Origin of the sequence: Polaribacter ponticola (assembly GCF_026191475.2) — a bacterium.
GTDB lineage: Bacteria > Bacteroidota > Bacteroidia > Flavobacteriales > Flavobacteriaceae > Polaribacter > Polaribacter ponticola.
Genome location: NZ_JAOSLC020000004.1, coordinates 160,484 through 185,091 on the forward strand (window position 1 = coordinate 160,484; position 24,608 = coordinate 185,091).

Below are 24,608 nucleotides of genomic sequence, written 5' to 3' on the forward strand. Positions count from 1 at the left end.
AATACAGAAGCTTTTTTATTAGAATACGGGAAGCAAAATCCAGAAACAAAAGTGATTATAAAAACTAAGTTTGGTAATATTAAACTTCGTTTATATAATGATGTGCCTGTTCATAGAGCTAATTTTATTTTTCTAACAAAAATTAAATATTTTAATACAACAGTAATTTATAGAGTTGCTAAAAACTTTGTTATTCAGGGTGGAAATTCTGATAATATGTATACGCAAAAACAACGTAGAAAATACGGTAATTATTTAATGCAACCAGAATTTAGAAAACATAGAAAACATAAATTCGGAGCTTTAGCAGCTGCTAGACAATGGGAGAAAAACCCAAATAAACTCTCTAGCCCTTTTGAATTTTATATGGTACATCAAAGAAACGGAGCACATCATTTAGACAATGAACATACTGTGTTTGGTGAAGTTATTTCTGGTTTTGACACTATGGATAAAATATCTAAAGTAAGAGTTGGAGTTGATGAATGGCCAATTGATGATATTAGAATGACAATTGAAATTTTAGATTGATAATTGCCATTGTAAAATGTATCTTTGCACCTCAAATTTTGTAGATGAGTTTTTTAAAAGAAATAGCACGTAGAAGAACATTTGGTATCATTTCGCATCCAGATGCAGGTAAAACTACTTTAACAGAAAAATTATTATTATTTGGTGGGGCAATTCAGGAAGCTGGTGCCGTAAAAAATAATAAAATTAAAAAAGGCGCAACTTCCGATTTTATGGAGATTGAGCGCCAAAGAGGAATTTCTGTTGCTACTTCTGTTTTAGCTTTTATTTACCAAGATAAAAAAATAAACATTTTAGATACTCCTGGTCACAAAGATTTTGCTGAAGACACTTTTAGAACTTTAACAGCTGTAGATAGTGTTATTGTTGTAATTGATGTTGCAAAAGGTGTTGAGCCTCAAACAGAAAAACTAGTTGAAGTTTGTAGAATGAGAAGCATACCAATGTTGGTTTTTATCAATAAATTGGATAGAGAAGGAAAAGATGCTTTTGATTTATTAGATGAAGTTGAGCAAAAACTAGGTTTAAGAGTTACACCAATGAGTTTCCCTATTGGAATGGGGTACGACTTTAAAGGAATTTATAATATTTGGGAGAAAAAATTAAATCTTTTTTCTGGTGATAATAAAACAACAATTTCTGATGGTGTTCAATTTGACGACCTTTCTAATCCTAAATTAGATACTATTGTTGGCGAAACTGCAGCAGAAACTTTACGTGAGGAAATTGAATTAATAGACGAAGTGTATCCGCCTTTTAGTCAAGAAGAATATTTAAAAGGAGAACTCCAACCCGTATTTTTTGGTTCTGCTTTAAATAATTTTGGTGTAAAAGAATTGTTAGATGCATTTATAGAAATTGCGCCTTCACCACAATCTAAAAAAGCAGAAGAACGTTTAGTAGATTCTAAAGAAGAAAAACTAACAGGTTTTGTGTTTAAAATTCATGCAAATATGGATCCTAAACACAGAGATCGTTTAGCATTTATAAAAATAGTTTCTGGTACATTTAAAAGAAATGCTCCTTATTTACACGTTAGAAATGGTAAAAAGGTAAAATTCTCTAGTCCGAATGCATTTTTTGCAGAGAAAAAGGAAATTGTAGATATTTCTTATCCTGGAGATATTGTTGGCATACATGATACTGGTAATTTTAAAATTGGAGATACTTTAACAGAAGGTGAAAAATTAAACTTTAAAGGAATACCAAGTTTCTCTCCAGAACATTTTAGATATGTAAACAACGCAGACCCAATGAAATCTAAACAACTTTATAAAGGTTTAGATCAGTTAATGGATGAGGGTGTTGCTCAATTATTTGTTTTAGAAATGAACGGACGAAGAGTAATTGGAACTGTTGGTGCTTTACAATATGAGGTGATACAATATCGTTTAGAACATGAATATGGTGCAAAATGTACCTATGAAAACTTAAATGTTCATAAAGCTTGTTGGGTAGAACCAGAAAATGTAAAAAGCGAAGAGTTTAAAGAATTTAAACGTGTAAAACAGCGTTATTTAGCAAAAGACAAACAAGGTCAATTAGTATTTTTGGCTGATTCTGCATTTACTATTCAAATGACTCAGAGTAAATACCCTAGTGTAAAACTACATTTTACAAGTGAATTTAAAAACTAAGAATCATGAAAAAATTATTGCTATTATTTTTTATAACATCTAGTTTTCATAGTTTTTCTCAAACCTATGATTTATCTGATTTAAAAGGAAAAGAATTAAATAACAAAATTCGTTTAAACTATATTTTAATTCATCAACCGGTAGATCAAGTAAGTTATCCTTTAAAACCTACAATGGGTTTTATTGGTTTAAACTATAATATCCCTATAAATGAGTGGTTGTATACAGGTGCAGGTTTTCATTCAGCAATTACAGGAGATCAAGGAGGTTTATTTACATTGGGTGTAAACCTAGGTGTAAACTTACCTATCTATAAAAACTTATATTTTGATGCTAACGTACATTTTGGTGGCGGTGGTGGTTATAGATCTTTAGTAAACGGTGGCGGAATTATATACCCAAATGCTGGTTTACAGTATAAGAAAAATGGATATTCAGTTGGAGTTCAATATGGTTCTGTTAACTTTTTTACAGGAATTCAAAAAAACGATAATGTTTCTTTCTTTGTAGAAATACCTTCATTACTAAGAACTAGTTCTTACGCAGATGCACAAAAAACTTTTACTGTAAATAATACATCAAGAGATGAGTTTTGGCAAAAACCAGCAGTAAAAAGTGTTCAACAAGTAACTTTTGATTATTTCTTTCCGGTTGGAGACTCTAGATCTGATGCAAGTACAACTCCAAAATATCATGCTTTAGATAATACCTTATCTATAATTGGTTTCGAATATCAACGTTATTTAACAAGCAACACTTTTATCTACGCACATGTAGACGCTATGTACAGCGGATTAATAGCAGGATTTATGGATATGTTTTTTGGGGTTGGAAAAAACTTTATAGAAACAAAGCATGTAAATTTCTTTGCAAAAATGGGAATTGGAGCTGCAGGAGGAAGAATATTTCCTGAAAACGGATTAACAATATACCCAAGCACAGGTTTTGATGTAAAGCTTACAGATAAATTTGGAGTAAGTGCTCATGGTGGATATCATAGATCTGTTGGTGGAACATTTGAAGCTTATACTGCTGGTTTTAGTTTAAAATATTATGGTTTAAGTGGTAGTATTAATCATCCTTTTACTGATGAAAAAGCATCTGCTATAAAAACTCAAGGAATACAACTTGCTGTTCAAAACCAAACCTATTTTGATGTTGCTAAATTTGGAATTCCTGATAGTGATTTGCAATTAATTGCTTTAAAAGTAATGTATGATATTAATAAGCGATTCTATTTAGCAGGTGAAGCTTCTTTTGCTTATGAAGGAGAATCTGGTGGTTATGCTCACGGAATTTTTGGTTTAGGTATTAGAAGTAATAAATTTCTAAGCAATAAGCTATCAACATTTGTAGAATTAGCTGCTGGTGTTGCTGGTGGCGGTAGAGTTGATTCTGGCGAAGGAATTTTAGTAAGACCAACAGTAGGATTAAATTATCATGCTAACGACGATTTATCTTTTAGTGTTGCTGGAGGACAAATGTGGTCTCCGTTTGGTAATGTTAACTCAACAAATATAAATATTGGATTGGCTTATGGTTTATCAATCTTAAATTCAAAAAAATAAATCTTGGTATAAATCAAGGTTAAAATTAAAGTAAGTTCGAGCGCAGTCGAGAACTAATATAAAGAACAATACCTCTCGACTGCGCTCGAGTAGAAAAATTAAATTAATACAATGAATAACGGAATCTACGCAAAATTCACTACACCAAAAGGTGAAATTTTAGTACAATTAGAACACGAAAAAACACCAGGAACAGTTGGTAACTTTGTAGCTTTAGCTGAAGGAAATTTAGAAAATGCTGCCAAAGATCAAGGAACTCCTTATTATGATGGATTAAAATTTCATAGAGTTATACCAGAATTTATGGTTCAAGGAGGCTGTCCTCAAGGAACAGGAACAGGAAACCCTGGTTATAAGTTTGATGATGAATTTCATCCTGATTTAAAACATGATGCTCCTGGAAAATTAGCAATGGCTAATTCAGGACCAGCAACAAACGGAAGCCAATTTTACATTACACACGTACCTACTCCATGGTTAGATGGTAAACATACGGTTTTTGGTACTGTAATCGATAGTCAAGATGTTGTAGACGCTGTAGCTCAAGGAGATGATATGAAAGTAGAAATCATTAGAGTTGGTGCAGAAGCAGAAGCTTTTAATGCTATTGAAGCTTTTAGAACATTTGAAGGTTCAAGAGAAAAAAGAGAAGCAGAAGAAAAAGCCAAACAGAAAGAATTATTAGATTCTGTTGCAGCTGGTTATGATGAAACTTCAAGTGGTTTACGTTACCAAATTTTACAAAAAGGTGAAGGAAAAAAAGCGACAAAAGGTGCAGGAGTTTCTGTACATTATAAAGGTCAATTATTAGACGGTACTGTTTTCGATTCTTCATACAAAAGAAAACAACCTATCGACTTTAATGTTGGTGTTGGTCAGGTAATTTCTGGATGGGATGAAGGAATTCAATTATTACAAGTTGGTGATAAAGCTCGTTTTGTAATACCTTCTAATTTAGCATATGGTTCTGCTGGTGCTGGAGGAGTAATACCACCAGATGCAACACTTATTTTTGATGTAGAATTAATGGATGTAAAATAATTTTTATCCTTTAATAAAATAGAAAAACTCTCGAAATTCGAGAGTTTTTCTATTTTACAAGCCTTTTTTACTTTTTTTCACTACTTTGGTCTAATATTGTTACGTATTATCTTAATAGGTAACGTCAATTTAATTTCTCTTTTTTAACTATATAAGAGTATTAAAAATAAAAATCTTCCCCCATAGATTCATTTATTTTTTTGGGATAGATTTATATACACTATTAAAACTATGTCAAAAGCTAATAAAAACCCTACATCAAAAAGGCTTAACAAGTTAATGTATACCATAAGTTTATTAACTGGTGGTCTTGCACTAGTTTGCACCATTATAGGCTTTATTTTAGGTTTAAATTCTTTAGCTTATTATCATTTAGTAACCGTTTTCATTTATATTTATTGTGCATTCATTTCTAAAAAAGGGAATCTTTTTTATTCTAGAATTATTTTTTTTATTTTACTTAATTTAGGGATTACAACAACTGCTTCATTTGTAGGTAGAGCAGGAAGTGTAGAATATATGTTCTTATACTCTTTAGCATTACCTTTTTCTGTATTTTCTTTTAAAACAGAAAAAAGGTTTGTCTATTTTTTCTCTCACTTATCTGGAGTATTATGGATAACTTTAGCAATTACCAATTTTAAATTATTTACCAATACACCTATAGACCCTGAAATTGCATTAACTTATATATATCCAATTTCTGTATTATGTACTTTTTTAATGGTGGTTGTACAACTTTCTTATTTCTCAATTTTAGGTGTTAAATATTACACTAATATTCGTAACAAAAAAATTGAGGCTCTAGAAGCTTCTATGGCTAAATCTAGTTTTTTAAGTACTATGAGTCATGAAATTAGAACTCCTTTAAATGCTGTTATTGGTCTTTCTCATATTTTAGGCGATAATGAACCTAGAGAAGATCAAATAGAGAATATTGAAGCATTAAACTTCTCAGGAAAATCTTTACTAGGTCTTTTAAATAATGTTTTAGATTTTAGTAAAATGCAATCTACAAGTATAGAATTAGATAATATACCTACCGATATTTCAACAGATATAAAGCAAATTGAGAAAATACATAAAGCAGCTTGTATTCGAAAAGGTATCTCTCTAAAATTAGAAATTGATGATAATATTCCTTTTGTTTGGTTAGATTTAGTTCGTTTTAATCAAGTAATAAATAACTTAATTTCTAATGCCATAAAATTTACAGATAAAGGTCAAGTATCATTAATAATCAAAAAGAAAAAACAAGTAAAAGAAACTGTAACTCTACATATAGAAGTTAAAGATACAGGTATTGGAATTCTAAAAAATAAACAAAAAACCATTTGGAAAGCTTTTGCTCAAGCATCAAACACTACTAATAGAATATATGGCGGAACTGGACTTGGCTTACCTATTGTAAAAAGTATAGTTACAGTAATGGGTTCTAAAGTTAAATTGATAAGCCGTAAAAACAAAGGGAGTCGTTTTTATTTTACACTTACTTTAAAAATAGCTTCAAATGAAGATGTAGGAATTACATCAGAAAAAAAGAGCATAACTTTATAGGGAAAAAAGTATTATTAGTAGATGATAACTTAATTAATGTAATGGTAGGAAAACAAATTTTAGAAAAATCTAACTTAAAAGTTGATGTTGCACATGATGGGTTAGCTGCCTTAAATTTAGTTAAAGAAAACACCTACGACATTGTATTAATGGATATTCAAATGCCGATTATGGATGGATATACTGCTACATCTGAAATTAGAAAATTTAATACCGAACTACCTATTTTAGCACTATCTGCAAATGTTTTTATGGAAATAAAGGATAAAATTGAAGAGTGTGGTATGGATGGATTTATTTTTAAGCCTTTTACTCCAGAAGACTTACTTAATCAAATAGAACAATTCACTACTAATTAAGAAGAAATGGCAAAAAAAATAAAACTAACAGCTTTTCTAAAAGAAGGATAAAAATGATTTTTATCACTTCTATGGTTTGCTTTTTTGTAACCTTAATTAGTTTTATTATTGCTTATATAATAGGTAAATCTGTTATAAATTCTTATATTTTTGGTAGTGCAATAATATTTTTAATTACAGCAATACTTTCTAAAAAAGGCTTCCCTAAATTAGCCCGTTTTATTTTTTTAATATTATTTAATCTTATAATAGCTTTTATGGCTTCTTATCTAGGTAAAGAAGCGAGTGTCGAATTCTTTTTTATGTTTTCTATTGGATTGCCTTTTGCTTTCTTTTCTTTTAGTAGAGAAAAAATAAAAATAATTATCTTTTGTTTAGTTCCAGTTATATTGTGGTTTATCTTGTTTTTAAATGGTTTTAAATCTTTTATTGATTATGAATTACAAAAACCAACTCAAACAAGAAACATTGTTTATCATTCTTCGATTACCATTACATTACTTTTAGTTGTATTTCAATTAATATACTATTCTTATGTTAATGCAAAAGTTAATATTACTGCTCACAATACAAAACAAGAAGCTATTGAGGCATCTGATGCTAAATCTCAATTTTTAAGTACAATGAGCCATGAAATTAGAACACCACTAAATGCAGTTATAGGTTTATCACACATTTTAGGAGATAATGAACCAAGGAAAGATCAAGTTCAGAATATTGAAGCTTTAAATTATTCTGGTAAAATTTTATTAAACCTACTAAATAATGTTTTAGATTATAGTAAAATGCAATCTACAACTATAGATTTAGACGAAATTCCAACAGATTTATCTAAAGCTATAAAGCAAATTAAAAAGGTTCATGAAGCTTCTTGTTTAAGAAAAGGAATAGAAATGAATTTAGAAATAGATGAAGACATTCCATTTGTTTGGTTAGATATAGTAAGGTTTAATCAAGTAATTAATAATTTAGTTACAAACGCTATTAAGTTTACAGAAAAAGGAAGTGTGACTTTAAGAATTAAGAAAACAGGTCAAAACGAAAATACAATCAATTTACTTACAGAAATAATTGATACTGGTATTGGAATTCCAGAAGACAAACACGAGAGTATATGGGAAGCATACACACAAGCCTCTACAACAACTAATAGATTATATGGCGGTACAGGTTTAGGGTTACCAATAGTAAAAAGTATTGTAAAATCTATGGGGAGTGATGTTAAGATTAATAGTGTTATTGATAAAGGAAGTAGTTTTTATTTTAGTATTAATTTAAAGATTGCATCAGAAAGAGAACTTAATAAAACTACAGAAAAGAGAATTCATCATTTTGATGGCAAAAAAATATTATTAGTAGAAGACAACCAAATAAATATTATGGTTGGAAAACAAATTTTAGAAAAAGCAAAATTAGAAGTGGAAATAGCTAAAGATGGTTTAACAGCTGTACAAATGGCTAAAGAAAATCATTATGACACTATACTTATGGACATACAGATGCCTGTTATGGATGGCTATACCGCCTCTAAAAAAATTAGAGAATTTAATAAAAAGGTTCCAATAATAGCTTTATCTGCTTCCGTTTTTATGGAATTAAAAGATAGAATGATAGAAAGTGGTATGAACGGTTTTATTTTTAAACCTTTTGATCCCGAAGATTTATTAAATGAAATAGAAGATGCAATAAATGCTGTAAAATAAAACCAAAAAAACTTTTTGTATATTTATTTATACAATATTATTTAATTTAATAGTTATGTCAGATTTCTCCATAAGACGTAAACAAATGATTTATACTCTTTCTGTTATAACAGGAGTTATAAGTCTGCTTAGTTGTTTCATTGACACTTACTTAAATATTCCTCAAATAATATACATACATAGTACTACAACAGTTATTTATTTTTTGGCTGCTTTTATTGCAAAAAAAGGAAATTTAAGGTTTTCTAGGTTTCTTTATTTTCTATCTCTAAATGTAAATATTGTTACAACCTCATCTTTTATTGGACAAGAAGGTGGAGCTGAATTTATGTTTATGTTTGCTTTGTCTTTACCTTTTTTAGTATTTTCTTTTAAAAGAGATAAGATTTATATCTTTATTTTTTCGCTTATACCAATGCTATTATGGGCAGCTTTATATTTTACAGATTTTAATTTAATTACAAACTACAAAGTAGATGTATCAAAATCTTCAAATTTAATTTACCCTTTATCTATTATAATGACATTGTCATTAGTAATGTTTCAATTATTATATTATTCTAAACTAAATTTTAGAAATTTTTCTTCTATACATTCAAATAGAGAAGATGCAATTGAAGCCTCTAATGCTAAATCTAATTTTTTAAGTACTATGAGTCATGAAATTAGAACACCACTAAATGCAGTTATAGGTTTATCACATATTTTAAAAAATAACGGCCCTCGAAATGACCAAGTAGAAAATATTGAAGCTTTAAATTATTCTGGTAAAATATTATTAAACTTACTAAACAATGTACTTGACTATAGTAAAATGCAATCTACAAAAATCGAATTAGATAATATTCCTACCGATTTAACTGTAGCTATTAATCAAATAAAAAAAATCCATGAACCTTCTTGTAATAAAAAAGGAATTAAAATGAACCTTGAGGTAGATGAAAATTTACCTATAGTTTTATTAGATATCGTTCGTTTTAATCAAGTTTTAAATAATTTAATTACTAACGCTATTAAGTTTACAGAAAGAGGAAGTGTAACTTTAAAAATCACTAAGAAAAAACAAACAGATACCATTGTAACTTTGTTAACAGAAGTAATAGATACTGGTATAGGAATACCTAAACATAAACAAGAAAATATTTGGGAAGCGTTTACACAAGCCTCAACTAATACCAACCGTTTATATGGTGGTACTGGCTTAGGTTTACCTATTGTAAAGAGTATTTTAGAGTCTATGGAATCCAAAGTAACTATAGATAGTAAAGAGAACAAAGGAAGTAGATTCTATTTTGAAATAAACTTACAGGTTTCATTAGATCAAGAACTAAATAAAAAGAAAAAAATAAAGGCTTTACTGGTGAAAATGTTTTATTAGTTGATGATAATTTAATTAATATTATGGTTGGTAAACAAATTTTAGAAAAATCTGGCCTAAATGTAGATGTTGCTAATGACGGTTTAATTGCTGTAAACAAAGTAAAAGAGAATGATTATAAAGTTGTTTTAATGGATTTACAAATGCCAGTAATGGACGGATATTCTGCCTCTAAAGAAATTAGAAAATTTAACAAATCACTTCCAATACTTGCTCTTTCTGGAGCCGTTTTTATGGAAGTAAAAGACAAAATATATAAAAACGGAATGAATGGTTTTATTTACAAACCTTTTAATCCAGACGATTTATTAAATAAAATTGAAGAAGTAATAATCCTATAATAGTATTAATTATGTCTAATTACTCGCAAAGAAGAATTAACCTTGTATTTACAATAGCATTGATAAATATTGGGTTTGCTATACTTTGTACTATTATTTCAGACAAATTTGATTTCATTTGGTTAAGAAATTACAATGCAATTAATATATTAGCATACATAGCAGCTGCTTATCTTGCTAAAAATGGGCACCTTACTATTGCTAGAATATTATATTTAATTACAAGTAGTATTGGTATTGCTGTAATATCTTCTTTTGCAGGAAAAAATGGTAGTTTAGAATTTATTTATATTTTTAATATCGGTTTGCCTTTTATAATGTTTTCTTATAGACGAGAAAGAGCATATATAATTTCTTTCTTTATTCTACCACTAATTTTATGGTTTTTACTTTTTATTACCGATTATAATTTATTTGCTATCAGAAAAATAGATCCAATAATAGCAAAAAAAGTAATTTACCCAATAACGATTTTAAGTACTATTTCTTTAGTTATTTTTCAATTAATTTATTTCTTAATAATTAACGCAAGTTATTTTAATCGAATTCAGAAGAAGGAATTAGAAGCATTAGAAGCTTCTAATGCAAAATCTAATTTTTTGAGCACGATGAGTCATGAAATTAGAACGCCTTTAAATGCAGTTATAGGTCTTTCTTATATTTTAGGAGATAATGAACCTAGAAAAGATCAAGTTCAAAATATTGAAGCTTTAAACTACTCAGGTAAAATTTTACTTAATTTATTAAACAATGTTTTAGATTTTAGTAAAATGCAATCAACAAAAATTGAATTAGATAATATACCAGTAGATTTATCTGAAGCAATTAAACAAATAAAAAAATTCATGAAGCTTCTTGTTTAAAAAAAGGAATTATTATGAATCTTGAAATAGATGAAGATATACCTATAGTTTGGTTAGATATAGTTAGATTTAATCAAATTATAAATAACTTAGTTTCAAATGCAATTAAATTTACTGATAAAGGAAGCGTAACTCTTAGAATAAAAAAACAAAAGCAAAATAAAAACAACGTTACTATACATACAGAAGTAATAGATACAGGATTAGGAATACCATTAGACAAACAAGAAACTATATGGGAAGCTTTTACACAAGCTTCTAGTACAACTAATAGATTGTATGGTGGTACCGGTTTAGGTTTACCAATAGTAAAAAGTATTATTGAAGCCATGGGATCTAAAGTGCATATTGAAAGTAAAATGAAAGAGGGTAGTCGATTTTATTTTGATATAAACCTAAAAAAAGCCACTAGAGAAGAATTGCTAAAAACCACAAAAAAAGAATACATAATTTTAAAGGGAAAAGAATATTATTGGTTGAAGATAATCATATTAATGCTATGGTTGGAGTGCAAATACTAGAAAAAGCTAAATTAAAAGTTGAAGTTGCTAGAAATGGATTAACAGCTGTAGAAATGGTTGAAAAAAATAGTTTTGATGCTGTATTGATGGATATTCAAATGCCAATTATGGATGGATATACTGCTAGTCTTGAAATTAGAAAATTTAATACCAATATTCCTATTTTAGCCCTTTCTGCTTCTGTTTTTATGGAAGTAAAAAATAAAATAACAGAAAGCGGAATGGATGGTTTTATTTTTAAGCCTTTTGATCCACAAGATTTATTAAATCAGATTGAAGATGCCATAGAAAACAATACTCAAAAATAATCAAAAATGCTCTCGAAATTCGAGAGCATTTTTTTTAAAAAATATTCAACTACTATCTATTACTAGATGTTTTTTGCCAACCAATCTCCTACTTCAGAAGTTCCGTAAGCATTATCTCCATTTGCTAAATCCTCAGTTACAAAACCTGCATCTAAAGCTTTATTTACTGCATTTCTAATTGCATTTCCTTCTTCTTTTAAACCAAAGTTTTCAAACATCATTGCTGCAGACAAAACCGTTGCCATAGGGTTTGCAATATTTAAGCCTGTTGCCTGCGGATAAGAACCGTGTATTGGTTCAAATAAAGCGTTATCTGTTCCTACGGATGCACTTGGCATTAATCCCATAGAACCAGAAATTACAGAAGCTTCATCTGTTAAAATATCTCCAAATAAGTTTTCTGTAATTAAAACATCATAACTATTTGGCCATTGTACTAAACGCATTGCAACTGCATCTACAAACTCATAAGATACCTCAACTTCTGGATAATCTTTTTCCATTGCTTGTACTGTTTCTCTCCATAATCTTGATGTTTCTAAAACATTTGCTTTATCTACACAGCATAATTTCTTAGAACGAGTCATAGCCAATTCAAAACCCTTTTTTGCAATTCTTTGCACCTCTACTCTAGTATAAACACAATTATCAAAAGCTGTTTCTCCTTCATCTCTTCTACCCTTTTCTCCAAAGTAAATTCCTCCAGTTAATTCACGTAAAAAAACCAAATCTGTGCCTTCTATTCTTTCTCTTTTTAAAGGAGATTTATCTAACAAAGAAGGAAACGTAAATGTTGGTCTCACATTTGCAAACAAACCTAATTTCTTACGCATTTTTAACAAACCTTGTTCTGGTCTTACTTTTGCAGAAGGATTATTATCGAACCTTGGATGCCCAATTGCTCCAAATAAAACGGCATCGGAAGCCACACAAATATCATGTGTTTCATCTGGGTAAGGTTCTCCAACAGCATCTATTGCAGCAGCTCCTGTTAAAGCTGGTTTCCAAGTAATTTCATGATTAAATTTCTTTGCAATTGCATCAGATACTTTAACTGCTTGGTCTATTACTTCAGGTCCTATTCCATCTCCTGCTAATAATGCGATATTTAATTTCATGTTTTAATTTTTATTTAGTCATTGCGAGTTCACGAAGCAATCTGCTTTAAAATTGAGAGATTCCTTCAGTCATCCTTCCGAATGACAGATTCTATTATATTATATTCAACATTTTCTCGGTAGCTTTAATTGCAGATACTGTTTGATCTGAATCTAAACCACGTGTTATAAATTCTTTTTTCTCTTTGCCAAGTTATAATAGTTTCACATAAAGCATCAGAATTACTACCTGGTGGAATTCTTACTGCATAATCTATTAACTTAGGTAATTCTTTTTTACTATGTATTTTGTATAATTTTTTTAATGCATTCATAAACGCATCAAATTGTCCGTCGCCTTGAGCATGTGCTTCATAAAGAACACCTTCTACTTTTAATTGTAAAGTTGTAGATGGTTTCATCCCTTTTGCATGTCCTAAAACATAATTTTCTACAACAACACGTTTTTCAATGGTATCAGAATCTAAAACATCAGAAATTATATAAGGTAAATCTTCTTGAGAAACTACTTCTTTTTTGTCTCCTAATTCAATAATTCTTTGGGTTACTTTCTTTAATTCATCATCATTTAAACTGATGCCTAAATCTTGTAAATTCTTCTGAATATTTGCTTTTCCAGACGTTTTGCCTAATGCATATTTACGTTTTCTACCAAAACGTTCTGGCATTAAATCGTTAAAATAAAGATTGTTTTTGTTGTCTCCATCTGCGTGAATTCCTGCAGTTTGCGTAAAAACATTAGCACCAACAACTGGTTTATTTACAGGAATTCTAAATCCTGAAAATGTTTCAACCAACTTACTTACTTTGTTTAATGCTTTTTCATTTACAGTGATTTTCACATCACTTAAAAAATCATTAATTACAGCAATTACACTTGCCATTGGTGCATTTCCTGCACGTTCACCCATTCCATTTATGGTTAAATGCAAACCATTTGCACCAGCTTTTACAGCTTCCATAACATTGGCAACTCCTAAATCATAATCATTATGTCCGTGAAAATCGATGTGTAAATTTGGATATTTTTGACGAACTTCAGTTATAAAATTAAAAGTTTCAACGTGGGTTAAAATTCCTAAAGTATCTGGCAATAAAACACGTTCTATTTTTTGGGTTGATAAAAAATCTAAATACTCAAAAACATAAGCCTTTGAATTTCGCATTCCATTTGACCAATCTTCCAAATATACGTTTGTTTTTATATCATTTTTTGCAGCTAAATCAATTGTAGCTTTAATATCAGTAAAATGTTGTGCTGGCGTTTTTTTAAGTTGATGTGTTAAGTGATTTAAAGAACCTTTGGTTAATAAATTTTGAACTTTTGCACCAGATTCAAGCATCCAATCGATAGATTTTCCGCCATCAACAAAAGTTAACACCTCAATTTTATCTAAAAAATCATGTTCTGTAGCCCAAGAAGTTATTTTTTTAACTGCTTGTAACTCACCTTCAGAAACTCTTGCAGATGCTATTTCTAAACGATCTACTTTTAGCTCTTCTAGTAATAATCTTGCTATTGTTAATTTTTCAGAAACTGAAAACGATACGCCTGATGTTTGTTCTCCATCACGCAGTGTCGTATCCATTATTTCTATCTTTCTCTTGGTCATTTTATAATAAATTGTAATCTGTCACTTCTAGCGCAGTCGAGAAATTAATTTAGGTCTCGACTGCGCTCGACCAGACATTCTCACGTTATCAAAAATATTTGTGCTTTTTTGTTTGTACTATCAACACCAATTTAAAATGGTCTAGTTTCAGCAAAAGCAGAAATTTCGTTTTCGATGTTTTTTAAGTAATCAATATCATCAAAACCATTTAACATATTGTCTTTTTTGTAGGCATTAATTACAAAAGGTTCAGATTCTCCTGTTGCTACTAATGTAACTTTCTGATTAGGTAAATCAACCTTAATTTCAGTTTTAGGATCTGCCATAATTGCTGCAAATAAAGTATCTGCAAATTCCGCTGAAACCTGAACGGGTAAAACCCCTACGTTTAAACAGTTATTTTTAAAGATATCTGCAAATGCAGAAGAAATTACACAACGTAATCCAAAATCGTACACAGACCAAGCTGCGTGCTCTCTAGAAGAACCAGAACCAAAGTTTCTACCTCCTACTAAAATTTTAGAACCTGCATAAATTTCTTTGTTTAAAGGAAAATCTGCTTTTGGTGTTCCGTCTTGTTCAAATCTCCAATCACGAAAAAAGTTGATATCAAAATCTTTACGCTCTGTTGCTTTTAAGAAACGAGCAGGAATTATTTGATCTGTATCTACATTCTCTGTTGGTAATGGATATGCTGTACTTGTTAATACATTAAATTTATCGTAAGCCATGTTTTTTGTTTAGCTTTTTGCTTTTCGCTTGTTTGCCATTCGCTTTTCATTCTTGACAAAACTACCTAAGCAGTTATTTTATTATATTTTTACTATTAGTTTAATTTCTAACGTTTTTAACTAATAGCTAATTACTAAAAGCTAAAGGCGTTATGCCATCAACCTAATTTACTTATCAATCTGTTTAAACTTCTTTTTAATTGATCTACTTTTTCAACTAACTTTTCTATTGATTCTTGTTTAGCTAATTTTAAATCTTTTATCAAAATTAAAAAATATTCTAATTCTGTTGCTGATCCATTTGCGATTACTAAAAACCGTTTAAACTCTTTTTCTGTTTCCCTTCCACATCCTTCTGCAATATTTGCTGGTACTGAAGAAGAACATCTTCTCATCTGACTCGTTATTCCAAATAATTCTTCTTTAGGAAATTGTTTTGAAATTTTATAGACATCTAATGTAATTTCGTGTCCTAACTCCCAAACTTGATATTTTCTAAAGGTTCTCATTTTTTTAAGCCTTTCGTTTGTTAGCCTTTCGCAATTAGCCGCTTTTTGTTTTCAATATAGGAAGCCAAAAGCCAACTGCCAAAAGCGAACGTTGCTAGCCTACTAGCAATGTTCTAGGGTCAGTTACAACTCCACTAACCGCAGATGCTGCAGCAACTAACGGAGAAGCTAATAATGTTCTAGATCCTGGTCCTTGCCTTCCTTCGAAGTTTCTGTTTGATGTTGAAACAGATAATTTTCCTGAAGGAATTTTATCATCATTCATTGCTAAACAAGCAGAACACCCTGGTTCTCTTAATACAAAACCTGCGTCTGTAATAATTTTGTCTAAGCCTTCTGCATTAATTTGATCTACTACTTTATGTGAACCTGGAACTAACCAAGCAGTAACATTGTCTGCTTTTTGTCTTCCTTTAACAATAGAACAAAATGCTCTAAAGTCTTCAATTCTACCATTTGTACAAGAACCTAAGAATACAAAGTCGATTTCTTTACCAATCATAGAATCGCCTTCATTAAAAGACATATATCCTAAAGATTTTTTGTAAGTTTCTACACCGCCTTCTACATTTTCTGCTAAAGGAATAGATTTTGTTACTCCAATTCCCATTCCTGGGTTTGTACCATAGGTAATCATTGGCTCTATATCTGATGCTTCGTAAGTAAATTCTACATCAAATTCTGCATTTTCTTCTGTATATAAAGTTTCCCAATATTTCATTGCCTTGTCCCAATCTGCTCCTTTAGGAGTTTGAGCACGCCCTTTTAAATATTCGAACGTTTTTGCATCTGGAGCAATCATTCCTCCTCTTGCACCCATTTCTATAGACAAATTACAAACTGTCATTCGTCCTTCCATAGACATATCTTCAAAAACATCTCCTGCATATTCTACAAAATAACCTGTAGCTCCAGAAGTGGTTTGTTTAGAAATAATGTATAAAGCCACATCTTTTGGAGTAACTCCCAAACCTAATTTTCCGTTTACGTTAATACGCATCGATTTTGGTTTTGGTTGCATAATACATTGTGTAGATAATACCATTTCTACTTCACTTGTTCCAATTCCGAAAGCAATTGCACCAAAAGCCCCATGTGTAGATGTGTGAGAATCTCCACAAACAATAGTTGCTCCTGGTAAAGTAATTCCGTTTTCTGGACCAACAACATGCACAATTCCGTTATTTTCATCACCTAAACCCCAGTGAGAAATACCGTGTTTAGCCGCATTTTTCTCTAAAGCATCTAACTGATTTGCAGACAAAGGATCTGCAACTGGTAAATGTTGATTTATAGTTGGTGTGTTGTGATCTGCAGTTGCGAATGTACGCGTAGGATATACAACACTGTTTCCTCTACTTTCTAATCCTAAAAAAGCCACAGGACTTGTAACTTCGTGGATAAAATGACGATCTATAAAAAACACATCTGGTCCGTCTTTTACTTTACGAACAACGTGCGAATCCCATACTTTGTCAAATAATGTATTTGCCATTTTTTTATGCTTTAAATCTTGAAATTATAATCAATTCTCAAAAATAAGATATTAAACTAATTCTAATTTACTAGTTGAACGTTTAAGCATTATTTTCAACTGTTAAATAAAGTTTCAAAACATTGACTAACAACATTTTAAACTGTTTTAAAATATGATGTCTATTTATTTAAGTGTATTTATCTTTAATTAAAAAACGATCTTCAACATTTTATAATTTCATTTTCTAGCAAAATTATTAAAACAGCATTTTTATTAGTTTTTAGAAAGCCAATTTTTCTACCATATAGTTAACCATTTATCTGTTGATAAGTCTGATAAGAATTTTATAAATAAAAATAATAGTACCATTATTTTTTCTATATTTAGACGTGTAAAATTCTTCTTATTTGCTATGAAAGAATTCACTGATAAAAAAACATAATAGTTCTGCATATTTGTCAAAATTGGCTTTTAATGCATAATTATTATATGTATATAAATAAGTTGGCAACAAGCTGAAAAAACCCGGATATAAATGTCGTCTTTTTACAATCATACAACATTCCGATTTTTCATGTTTGCAATCTAATATAGATAAATATGGAAAAGACAATTATTGCACAATTAAGTATTCAAGAAGGAAAAACGGAAGATTTTTTAAAATTAGCAGAAATTATGGTTAATAATAGCATCGAAGAAAACGGATGCTTAAAGTACAGGTTATTAAAAGAAGTTGATAAAGAAAATGATTTTCTTATCTATGAAAAATATGAAAATGAAGAAGCTGTTGAAAATCATAATTCATCTGAACATTTCAAAGGATTTTTAAATGCAGTAATGCCATTATTAACAAAAGAACCTATAATTGAAGTTTTTTAATGACAAGAAACGAATCTTACAAACCAACTAAATTTCTTTCAAAATATATTGATCGATTTTACATTTTTGAAAAATCGAGTGCTGACTATTTTGAACTTCCTTCGGTTCTTCCAGGAACTGGATTAGAATTAGTGTTTTATTTAGATAAACCTTTATCCATTAACAAAAAGATACTTCCAAAATCACATACTGTTTGCCCAAGAAACATCTTGAATTTTGATAAAGAAAAAAATGTGTCACTCTTATCTGTAAGATTTAAAAGTGGAGCTTTTAGACATTTTACATCTGTTCCATTTTCGGAATTGAACGATAATTATTTTTCTGTCCAAAATTTATGGAAATCAAAAGGCAATAACTTATTGAACAAACTTGAAAACATTTCAGGAATTCAAAACAAGGTTAAAGTAATCGAATCTTTTTTAATAAGTAATTTTAAAGAATATCATAAAGACGAAGACGATAAATGGGATTTAGTTCTGGACGAATTATATTACAATTTTGACAGTAATACAATTGATCTCATATCTCAAAAAGCTAATTTAAGTCTTCGTCAGTTTGAAAGAAGTTTTAAATCACAATTTGGAATAACAGCCAAAGAATTTCAGAAGATTACAAGGTTCCAAGATGTTATCAAGAAAATACTTCTCAATAGAAAATCTGATTATTTGGATACCATTTTAGATAACGGATATTTTGACCAAAGTCATTTTATAAAAGAATTTAAGTCTTTAACGAAAAAAACACCTTTGGAATATTTTACTAAAGAAAATTTTGATAGTCATTTCTACCATAAGTCATTGAATAAAAAGCCAGTTGCCAACAACGTATAAAATTAATTGCTTGGTATGAGCTTACTTACGAAAATCCTCGCGGATTTTCTATTTGGTTTGTATTTGCTAAATTAGGTGTTTAAACAACGCAACTAATCTTATACAAAACCGTTGGCAAACATATAAGAAATGACGAAAATCAGATATTCAAAAGAGAGATTAAGAAGTAATTCAAGAATGGGAATATTCTTTGTAGCAATCGGAATTATTCTCGTTTTACTATCTTTTATTATTTCAGAATGGAAAGAAATTTCACTCGCATCAATTGGAATCGGACAAATAGGAGCTGGAATATTTATGTTTATAATTTATTACTTTGAAAACAGAAATCAATATCTGACTCTGAAAAACGGAGAGTTGATAAAAAACACTCTATTTCCAAAAAAAATAAAATTAGCCGAAATAAAGTCTATAAAGGAATTTGCTGGAGACTTAAAACTGATTACGCAAAAAACTGAATTTATAATTGATACTCAAATTGTTGAACCAAATTCTCTTGTGGAATTAAAAAATGAATTGAAAAATTATAATCTGAAATAAAAAATACGATTTGCTAACAAAGTACTGTGGTAAAAAACAAGTAAAAACTCATTAATTTTGCACTAAAGTACTTTTATAGTTGTTATCATATATTAATCCTGATTTTGCAATTGCAAAAGCCTGTTTTAGTAACTTATTACATACTGCTATTAATGCTAGTTTTTTACTCTTTCCTTTGGCAACAATTCGATCATAAAGTGCCTTACAAGCTTTGTTATATTTACAAGCATTAAAACTGCACATAAATAATAAATTTCGCAGCTTTTGGTTGCCTATTTTACTAATTCTCGGACGTCCTTTTACGCTACTTCCACTTTGCCTAATAATGGGCGTTAAGCCTGCATAACTACACAACTCTTTTGCACTTGTAAAACGATCAAATCCATCTGTTAAAACAACTAACATTAGTGCTGTCTTATCTCCTATTCCTGGTATACTTTTTAAGCTTATTAAAACTTCTTGATGCTCTTGTTTTACTAAAATTAATAATTTATCCTCTAAACTTTTCATCTGTTTTTCAAGATATTTTAAACTTTGTTTTAAAGAACTTACAACTGCTTTACTTGGTGTACCTAAAACCAATTCGCCATGAATCTTGTTTTTTAGCATTGTGCTCTGTTTTGTATAGGTAGAAAGGAGTCTAGTCATTTATAAACATTCTAATTGATGCTTTGAATTACCTTTCCATAATTTTAATTCTACTTGTTTTGCATACTCACAAATTAATCTCGAATCACTCTTATCTGTCTTAATCTTTGACAATTTCATCTGAATAAATCTTTTTACAGATAATGGATTTTCTACTGATAATTGAAAACCAGATTCTTGTAAATAATAAGCCAATTGATAATGATAATAGCCCGTGGCTTCCATTACACAATGACTATCAGAACCTAAGAGTTTTACAAGCTTTTTAAAACCTGTAATACTGTTTTTAAATTGGTAATAATTACCCCCTGAATCTGTAACATCAAAAACTAAATGACTGACGTCAATCCCAAAATATTTTGTATCTTTAATCATAAGAAAATGTTTTGTGAAAGGACAATCTACGCGAGTTTCAACGACTTAAAATCGAGGTCTAAATAGCCTCATAGAACTGTACGAAATCTGTGTAGAAAAGAGAGGGGATTTTCAATGTTGACGAAGTCTTGGCTTCTGCGTGTATAATAACCTTATTCCTCTCTTTTGTGCTTTCTGTTTATAAATCTAATTTAATGTTTTACAAACTTAAGCCGTATATAATTTATTGCTAGTTCTAACCTACTTACGAAAATCCTCGCGGATTTTCTATTCGGTTTTTATTTACTAAATTTAGTGCTTAAACCACGCAACAAACCATATACGTATTCCAAGATCAAATCCTAATAAAATTTAGTTTTTGTTTTAAGCAGCATAATTTTGAAGAACAACATACAGTGTTCCTCTTTTAACTACTGCAAAAGCTCTCGCTATTAGTTTGTTTCTAACATTATTTATTGCTAACATTTTATCTTTTCCTTCTGCTAACTTTTTTTGATAATACAATTTTAGTTCGCTATCATGTTGTATTGCAGAAACACTTGCCATACTTAGTAAACTTTTCATCTTTCTATCTCCTAAATAATGACATTGTTTTCGTCTATGAATACTTGTACCAGAGCGATGCTCAAAAGGTGCAGTTCCACAATAACTGGAGAAAGCACGACAACTTTTAAAACGTGTAAAGTTACCTGTATGATAAATTAATTGACAAGCAACCACAAGACCAATCCCTTTCATACTTTTTAATAATTCGTAGTTTTTACTCATAGAAATATCATCAAAAATTATTTCTTCAATTCTAATTTCTATTGCCTTTACTTGCTTGGTTAGATAATCAATACTACGTTTTAAACTGATACAACCTAAATCTGTTGTAGAACTTAGTAAAAGTACTTTCATTTCTTTTAAAGTGCCTTTTAAACCTGCATTATTTCTAACTAACTGGTCTCTTAAAGCTAACAGTCTACCAAGCTCTAAATGAGAACTACTCTTTACAGTACTTGGTATTAATTCTTCCCTGTAAAGCCAACCATACCTTGCAATTACTTGCGCATCTAGCTTATCTGTCTTCTCTTTTACAATCCCAGAAGAACGCTTAATTTTTAACGGACTCTCCTCCACAAAAACAACTTTCTTACTATGTAAATAAAGTGCCAACTTTAAGGAATAATAACCTGTATTCTCAAAACAATAAAAAACAGCACTTTCTTTTGTTGCTTGTAAAACCCATTTTAAGAGGCTTTTGTAACCAACTAAATCGTTCTTAAACTCTTTATGAACTTGGGCATGATAACAATAAGCATCAATCGTCTTTTTTGATACATCAATTCCTACTACTTCTCTGTAATTTTTCATATTTTTACAATTAGAATGATTAAATATGTTGCAAAAACTACTTCCTTTATCGGGATTATATACTCCTGGTATTCCAAATGGTTCTTTGCAACTTTATAGGAATAAGAGGACTCGTACGTGTAAGGGAACTAAAATTCTAAAACACGTTATAGTTCTCCTCTTTTCCTAAATAAAGATATTTAATACAAACTAAAGAAACACGCTGGCAACAAGCTAAAGAAACTTCCGAACTTAAAATTAAGACAAGAAAATAGAACAAAATATTTACCTAAATAAACTACTAACCGCTGGTAACTATAAGGAATTATCAAGATAAATCAACGGTATAATAAAATGTAACTAAATTTTTAGTTTAAACTAAAAATTTAGTTACATTTGTTTTTCACATAATATTTTATCCTATGAAGCATTTCCTTTTTACTTTAGTTTTTTTATCGTGTAGCTTATTCACAGAAGCTCAAACAGTAAAATATTTTAAACATCTCATTTTTCGTGAAACACCTTATTCAGAAACAAAAGGAAGAATACCGTTAACAGAAGAAGAAACAAAAAATGTAAATCATTTTAAGTTAAACTATGATGCACAAAATAGATTAATATTGATTGAATACCAATACAACAAAAACCTTATTGATTTAAGTAGAAGCGGATTACTTGATGGTAAAAGAGCATTAGCTTCAAAAACTGAAATAACATATGCCGAAAATACGGAAACACGACTATTTTTTGATGTTGATAATAAACAAACTACAAATGGAATGGGAGTATTTAAAGAAGTGTATACCTATAATAAAAAAGGAAAAAGAGTTGGTTTAAAATATTATAACAAAAATGATGAACCTATAAATAATAGCTGGAATATTTTTGAATACACTTGGAAACACATTGATAATAATTCTGTATTAGAAACAAGAAAAGATAAAAATGGAGTAAATGTAACTATGCGACCTTATTATAAGTTTCATAACGTTCTATATAAATTCAATGATAAAGGATTATTACTATCAATGAATAATGTAGATAAGAGATTGAAATTAATAAATGATGAAACAGGAATAGCCACAGATAAAGCTACTTATGATGAAAATAACAACCTCATTAATTTTAAGTTTTTTAACGCTGAAAACAAACCATCTGTTGGTTCATTTTTAGGGACAGCTGGAGGTTTTGCAACTTATGACAAAAACGGAAATTGTTTAAAATATGCAACAATTGGTTTAGATGGAAACTATAAAGTTGATAAAAGAAGTAATGATGCGTATTCAAAATATAAGTTTGATAGTATTGGTAATTTGATAGAACGCAGTAATTACGATATAAATAACAAAATACAAAAAAGACGAGGAGTTGTAAGCGTTAAATATATTTATGATAAAGATAATCCATTACAGCTTTTAAAAACCGAATTACACCACACTCTATCAAATAAAGTGGTTGAGGACTCTATTCTTAAAAATCTCAATAGCCAGATTGAAAAAGATAAGTTAGTCAAAGATTTTAATCAATTATTAGAAACACTAAAAGAACATCCAACACAGTTTGAATTTATTGATAAAGAATATTACGAGAAGCTTGTAAATATTCAACGAGACAAACTAAAAGATTCTATGACTGTTAAGGAATTTTATCAAATAACTTCACCTATAGTTACAAGTTTAGGGTGTTTACATACACGAATAGTCGATACTCGATTTTTTAGAACACCTCAAAAATATTGGTTACCATTAATTGTATGGTTTGAAGATGAAAAAATGTATGCCATAAACAATTGTATAGAAAATATAGAAATGAATGTAGGTTCCGAAATTTTAGAAATTAACGGAATTTCATCAAGCGAAATATATAAAACGCTAAAAACAACAATCTCTGCAGATGCTTTTAATCAAAGCTTTTATAGAGGAGATTTAAATGTAAATTTTTTATATTACTATCATAGTTATTTTGGTTTTGAACCTGAATACAACATAAAATTTAAGCCTTATAATTCTAAAAAAGTAATTACAACATCCTTTCTTATTGATGAACCAGCCCCTAATTACAAAGCAAAACTAAATAATAAGCCAAGATTAGGCTTAGAAATTATTAAAGAAAAGAAAACAGTAATAATCAAGATTAAGAATTTTAGTTATTTCCCTAGAGGTAGACAAAATATTGATTTTTTTAAAGAAACAATAGATACATATATGAAAAAAATTAAAGATGAAAACATAAATAAAGTAGCGTTTGATTTAAGGGGAAATAGAGGGGGAATCCAGAATGTGCCAAACATGTGATATCTTATATTCTTGCTAAAGAAATTAATTATTATGAAGATAATGACTTAAATAAAAGACGAAATAGACCAATAACAATAACACCCAAAACAACAAATAACATTAGTGATATTAAGATATATATGTTAATAAATGGTCGTTCTGCATCTGCAACTGCACAAATGTTAGCTGTTGTAAAACATAATCAGTTAGCTACCATAATAGGAGAAGAAACAGGAGGTACTTACAGTACGCATCCTGGTAGAGTAATACCATCATTAAAAAACACAAAACTTAGTTTGCAAATAGGTACAGAAAGAGAATCTGTCAATGTTCCTAAATTAGTTTTAGACAAAGGTATAATTCCAGATAAAAAAATTAAGTTAAAGCTCTCAGATATAATAAGGGCAAATGACCCATTATTGAACTATATTTTGGAGGAATAAACAATCGGAAATAAAGCCAGTGGCTAA

At 29.4% G+C, this 24,608-nt stretch carries 22 protein-coding genes and 2 pseudogenes; 17 read left to right on the forward strand and 7 right to left on the reverse strand.

Features of this window, described 5'->3' with window-relative positions; genetic code table 11:
• The first annotated feature begins 51 nt into the window (after positions 1-51).
• The 12 genes from N5A56_RS17150 (at position 52) to N5A56_RS17205 (ending at position 11,807) form a co-directional block, all read left to right on the forward strand.
• Positions 52-531, forward strand: a complete 480-nt coding sequence (locus N5A56_RS17150) for a peptidylprolyl isomerase (RefSeq protein ID WP_265724323.1) — start codon at positions 52-54, stop codon at positions 529-531.
• Positions 532-575: 44 nt separating this feature from the next.
• A complete protein-coding gene (locus N5A56_RS17155; RefSeq protein WP_265724322.1) occupies positions 576-2,168 on the forward strand; it encodes a peptide chain release factor 3 in 1,593 nt (530 codons plus the stop codon).
• 5 nt (positions 2,169-2,173) lie between these two features.
• Entirely contained in the window at positions 2,174-3,736 is a 1,563-nt protein-coding gene (locus N5A56_RS17160) for a hypothetical protein (RefSeq protein WP_265724321.1), read from the forward strand.
• Between the two features lie 111 nt (positions 3,737-3,847).
• Positions 3,848-4,777: a peptidylprolyl isomerase gene (locus N5A56_RS17165; protein ID WP_265724320.1), complete on the forward strand. Its 930-nt coding sequence runs from the start codon at positions 3,848-3,850 to the stop codon at positions 4,775-4,777.
• Positions 4,778-5,008: 231 nt separating this feature from the next.
• Complete coding sequence (locus tag N5A56_RS17170) at positions 5,009-6,334, forward strand: sensor histidine kinase (protein WP_274270625.1); 1,326 nt, start codon at positions 5,009-5,011, stop codon at positions 6,332-6,334.
• Positions 6,335-6,375: 41 nt separating this feature from the next.
• On the forward strand, positions 6,376-6,693 hold the full coding sequence (locus tag N5A56_RS17175; RefSeq protein ID WP_274270626.1) for a response regulator: 318 nt from the start codon (positions 6,376-6,378) through the stop codon (positions 6,691-6,693).
• 53 nt (positions 6,694-6,746) lie between these two features.
• Positions 6,747-8,396: a response regulator gene (locus N5A56_RS17180; RefSeq protein WP_265724317.1), complete on the forward strand. Its 1,650-nt coding sequence runs from the start codon at positions 6,747-6,749 to the stop codon at positions 8,394-8,396.
• 55 nt (positions 8,397-8,451) lie between these two features.
• The gene (locus tag N5A56_RS17185; RefSeq protein ID WP_274270627.1) at positions 8,452-9,774 is read left to right on the forward strand and encodes a sensor histidine kinase; all 1,323 of its coding nucleotides are present in this window, start codon (positions 8,452-8,454) and stop codon (positions 9,772-9,774) included.
• Between the two features lie 23 nt (positions 9,775-9,797).
• Positions 9,798-10,115, forward strand: coding sequence for a response regulator (locus N5A56_RS17190; RefSeq protein ID WP_274270628.1), 318 nt, complete (start codon positions 9,798-9,800; stop codon positions 10,113-10,115).
• Positions 10,116-10,126: 11 nt separating this feature from the next.
• A complete protein-coding gene (locus tag N5A56_RS17195) occupies positions 10,127-10,978 on the forward strand; it encodes a histidine kinase dimerization/phospho-acceptor domain-containing protein (RefSeq protein ID WP_274270629.1) in 852 nt (283 codons plus the stop codon).
• Positions 10,979-10,992: 14 nt separating this feature from the next.
• On the forward strand, positions 10,993-11,499 hold the full coding sequence (locus N5A56_RS17200; protein WP_274270630.1) for an ATP-binding protein: 507 nt from the start codon (positions 10,993-10,995) through the stop codon (positions 11,497-11,499).
• Positions 11,487-11,807 carry a response regulator gene (locus tag N5A56_RS17205; RefSeq protein WP_274270631.1) on the forward strand — a complete coding sequence of 107 codons (321 nt, stop codon included), beginning with the start codon at positions 11,487-11,489 and terminating at the stop codon, positions 11,805-11,807. The genes N5A56_RS17200 and N5A56_RS17205 overlap by 13 nt, the downstream gene beginning before the upstream one ends.
• Positions 11,808-11,869: 62 nt before the next feature.
• Here the strand turns inward: N5A56_RS17205 and leuB are convergent, their stop codons facing one another.
• From leuB to leuC, 5 genes and pseudogenes are all read right to left on the reverse strand, one after another.
• Entirely contained in the window at positions 11,870-12,925 is a 1,056-nt protein-coding gene (gene leuB / locus N5A56_RS17210; RefSeq protein WP_265724314.1) for a 3-isopropylmalate dehydrogenase, read from the reverse strand.
• Between the two features lie 94 nt (positions 12,926-13,019).
• A pseudogene (locus N5A56_RS17215) lies at positions 13,020-14,538 on the reverse strand (alpha-isopropylmalate synthase regulatory domain-containing protein).
• A gap of 131 nt (positions 14,539-14,669) precedes the next feature.
• Positions 14,670-15,269 carry a 3-isopropylmalate dehydratase small subunit gene (gene leuD, locus N5A56_RS17220; protein WP_265724313.1) on the reverse strand — a complete coding sequence of 200 codons (600 nt, stop codon included), beginning with the start codon at positions 15,267-15,269 and terminating at the stop codon, positions 14,670-14,672.
• A gap of 158 nt (positions 15,270-15,427) precedes the next feature.
• The gene (locus N5A56_RS17225) at positions 15,428-15,778 is read right to left on the reverse strand and encodes a four helix bundle protein (protein WP_265724312.1); all 351 of its coding nucleotides are present in this window, start codon (positions 15,776-15,778) and stop codon (positions 15,428-15,430) included.
• Positions 15,779-15,872: 94 nt separating this feature from the next.
• A complete protein-coding gene (leuC, locus tag N5A56_RS17230) occupies positions 15,873-17,273 on the reverse strand; it encodes a 3-isopropylmalate dehydratase large subunit (protein WP_265724311.1) in 1,401 nt (466 codons plus the stop codon).
• Positions 17,274-17,855: 582 nt separating this feature from the next.
• Between leuC and N5A56_RS17235 the strand changes: the two genes are divergently transcribed.
• From N5A56_RS17235 to N5A56_RS17245, 3 genes are all read left to right on the forward strand, one after another.
• Positions 17,856-18,134, forward strand: coding sequence for a putative quinol monooxygenase (locus N5A56_RS17235; protein ID WP_265724310.1), 279 nt, complete (start codon positions 17,856-17,858; stop codon positions 18,132-18,134).
• Positions 18,134-18,964 (forward strand): helix-turn-helix domain-containing protein, encoded by an 831-nt coding sequence (locus N5A56_RS17240; protein WP_265724309.1) that lies wholly within the window; start codon positions 18,134-18,136, stop codon positions 18,962-18,964. The genes N5A56_RS17235 and N5A56_RS17240 overlap by 1 nt, the downstream gene beginning before the upstream one ends.
• A gap of 129 nt (positions 18,965-19,093) precedes the next feature.
• Positions 19,094-19,504, forward strand: a complete 411-nt coding sequence (locus N5A56_RS17245) for a hypothetical protein (RefSeq protein WP_265724308.1) — start codon at positions 19,094-19,096, stop codon at positions 19,502-19,504.
• Positions 19,505-19,555: 51 nt separating this feature from the next.
• Here the strand turns inward: N5A56_RS17245 and N5A56_RS17250 are convergent.
• A pseudogene (locus N5A56_RS17250) lies at positions 19,556-20,527 on the reverse strand (IS110 family RNA-guided transposase).
• Positions 20,528-20,890: 363 nt separating this feature from the next.
• A complete protein-coding gene (locus tag N5A56_RS17255) occupies positions 20,891-21,883 on the reverse strand; it encodes an IS110 family RNA-guided transposase (protein WP_265724307.1) in 993 nt (330 codons plus the stop codon).
• 401 nt (positions 21,884-22,284) lie between these two features.
• Between N5A56_RS17255 and N5A56_RS17260 the strand changes: the two genes are divergently transcribed.
• Complete coding sequence (locus tag N5A56_RS17260; RefSeq protein WP_265724306.1) at positions 22,285-24,156, forward strand: hypothetical protein; 1,872 nt, start codon at positions 22,285-22,287, stop codon at positions 24,154-24,156.
• A complete protein-coding gene (locus N5A56_RS17265; protein WP_265724305.1) occupies positions 24,153-24,581 on the forward strand; it encodes a S41 family peptidase in 429 nt (142 codons plus the stop codon). The genes N5A56_RS17260 and N5A56_RS17265 overlap by 4 nt, the downstream gene beginning before the upstream one ends.
• The last annotated feature ends 27 nt before the right edge of the window (positions 24,582-24,608 follow it).

What these genes read in the sequence shown, in the direction of transcription:
- N5A56_RS17155 (WP_265724322.1), top strand. Translation starts at nt 576, where the DNA reads ATGAGTTTTTTAAAAGAAATAGCACGTAGAAGAACATTTGGTATCATT.
- N5A56_RS17160 (WP_265724321.1), top strand. Translation starts at nt 2,174, where the DNA reads ATGAAAAAATTATTGCTATTATTTTTTATAACATCTAGTTTTCATAGT.
- N5A56_RS17165 (WP_265724320.1), top strand. Translation starts at nt 3,848, where the DNA reads ATGAATAACGGAATCTACGCAAAATTCACTACACCAAAAGGTGAAATT.
- N5A56_RS17170 (WP_274270625.1), top strand. Translation starts at nt 5,009, where the DNA reads ATGTCAAAAGCTAATAAAAACCCTACATCAAAAAGGCTTAACAAGTTA.
- N5A56_RS17175 (WP_274270626.1), top strand. Translation starts at nt 6,376, where the DNA reads ATGGTAGGAAAACAAATTTTAGAAAAATCTAACTTAAAAGTTGATGTT.
- N5A56_RS17180 (WP_265724317.1), top strand. Translation starts at nt 6,747, where the DNA reads ATGATTTTTATCACTTCTATGGTTTGCTTTTTTGTAACCTTAATTAGT.
- N5A56_RS17185 (WP_274270627.1), top strand. Translation starts at nt 8,452, where the DNA reads ATGTCAGATTTCTCCATAAGACGTAAACAAATGATTTATACTCTTTCT.
- N5A56_RS17190 (WP_274270628.1), top strand. Translation starts at nt 9,798, where the DNA reads ATGGTTGGTAAACAAATTTTAGAAAAATCTGGCCTAAATGTAGATGTT.
- N5A56_RS17195 (WP_274270629.1), top strand. Translation starts at nt 10,127, where the DNA reads ATGTCTAATTACTCGCAAAGAAGAATTAACCTTGTATTTACAATAGCA.
- N5A56_RS17200 (WP_274270630.1), top strand. Translation starts at nt 10,993, where the DNA reads ATGAATCTTGAAATAGATGAAGATATACCTATAGTTTGGTTAGATATA.
- leuB (WP_265724314.1), bottom strand. Translation starts at nt 12,925, where the DNA reads ATGAAATTAAATATCGCATTATTAGCAGGAGATGGAATAGGACCTGAA.
- leuD (WP_265724313.1), bottom strand. Translation starts at nt 15,269, where the DNA reads ATGGCTTACGATAAATTTAATGTATTAACAAGTACAGCATATCCATTA.
- N5A56_RS17225 (WP_265724312.1), bottom strand. Translation starts at nt 15,778, where the DNA reads ATGAGAACCTTTAGAAAATATCAAGTTTGGGAGTTAGGACACGAAATT.
- leuC (WP_265724311.1), bottom strand. Translation starts at nt 17,273, where the DNA reads ATGGCAAATACATTATTTGACAAAGTATGGGATTCGCACGTTGTTCGT.
- N5A56_RS17235 (WP_265724310.1), top strand. Translation starts at nt 17,856, where the DNA reads ATGGAAAAGACAATTATTGCACAATTAAGTATTCAAGAAGGAAAAACG.
- N5A56_RS17240 (WP_265724309.1), top strand. Translation starts at nt 18,134, where the DNA reads ATGACAAGAAACGAATCTTACAAACCAACTAAATTTCTTTCAAAATAT.
- N5A56_RS17245 (WP_265724308.1), top strand. Translation starts at nt 19,094, where the DNA reads ATGACGAAAATCAGATATTCAAAAGAGAGATTAAGAAGTAATTCAAGA.
- N5A56_RS17255 (WP_265724307.1), bottom strand. Translation starts at nt 21,883, where the DNA reads ATGAAAAATTACAGAGAAGTAGTAGGAATTGATGTATCAAAAAAGACG.
- N5A56_RS17260 (WP_265724306.1), top strand. Translation starts at nt 22,285, where the DNA reads ATGAAGCATTTCCTTTTTACTTTAGTTTTTTTATCGTGTAGCTTATTC.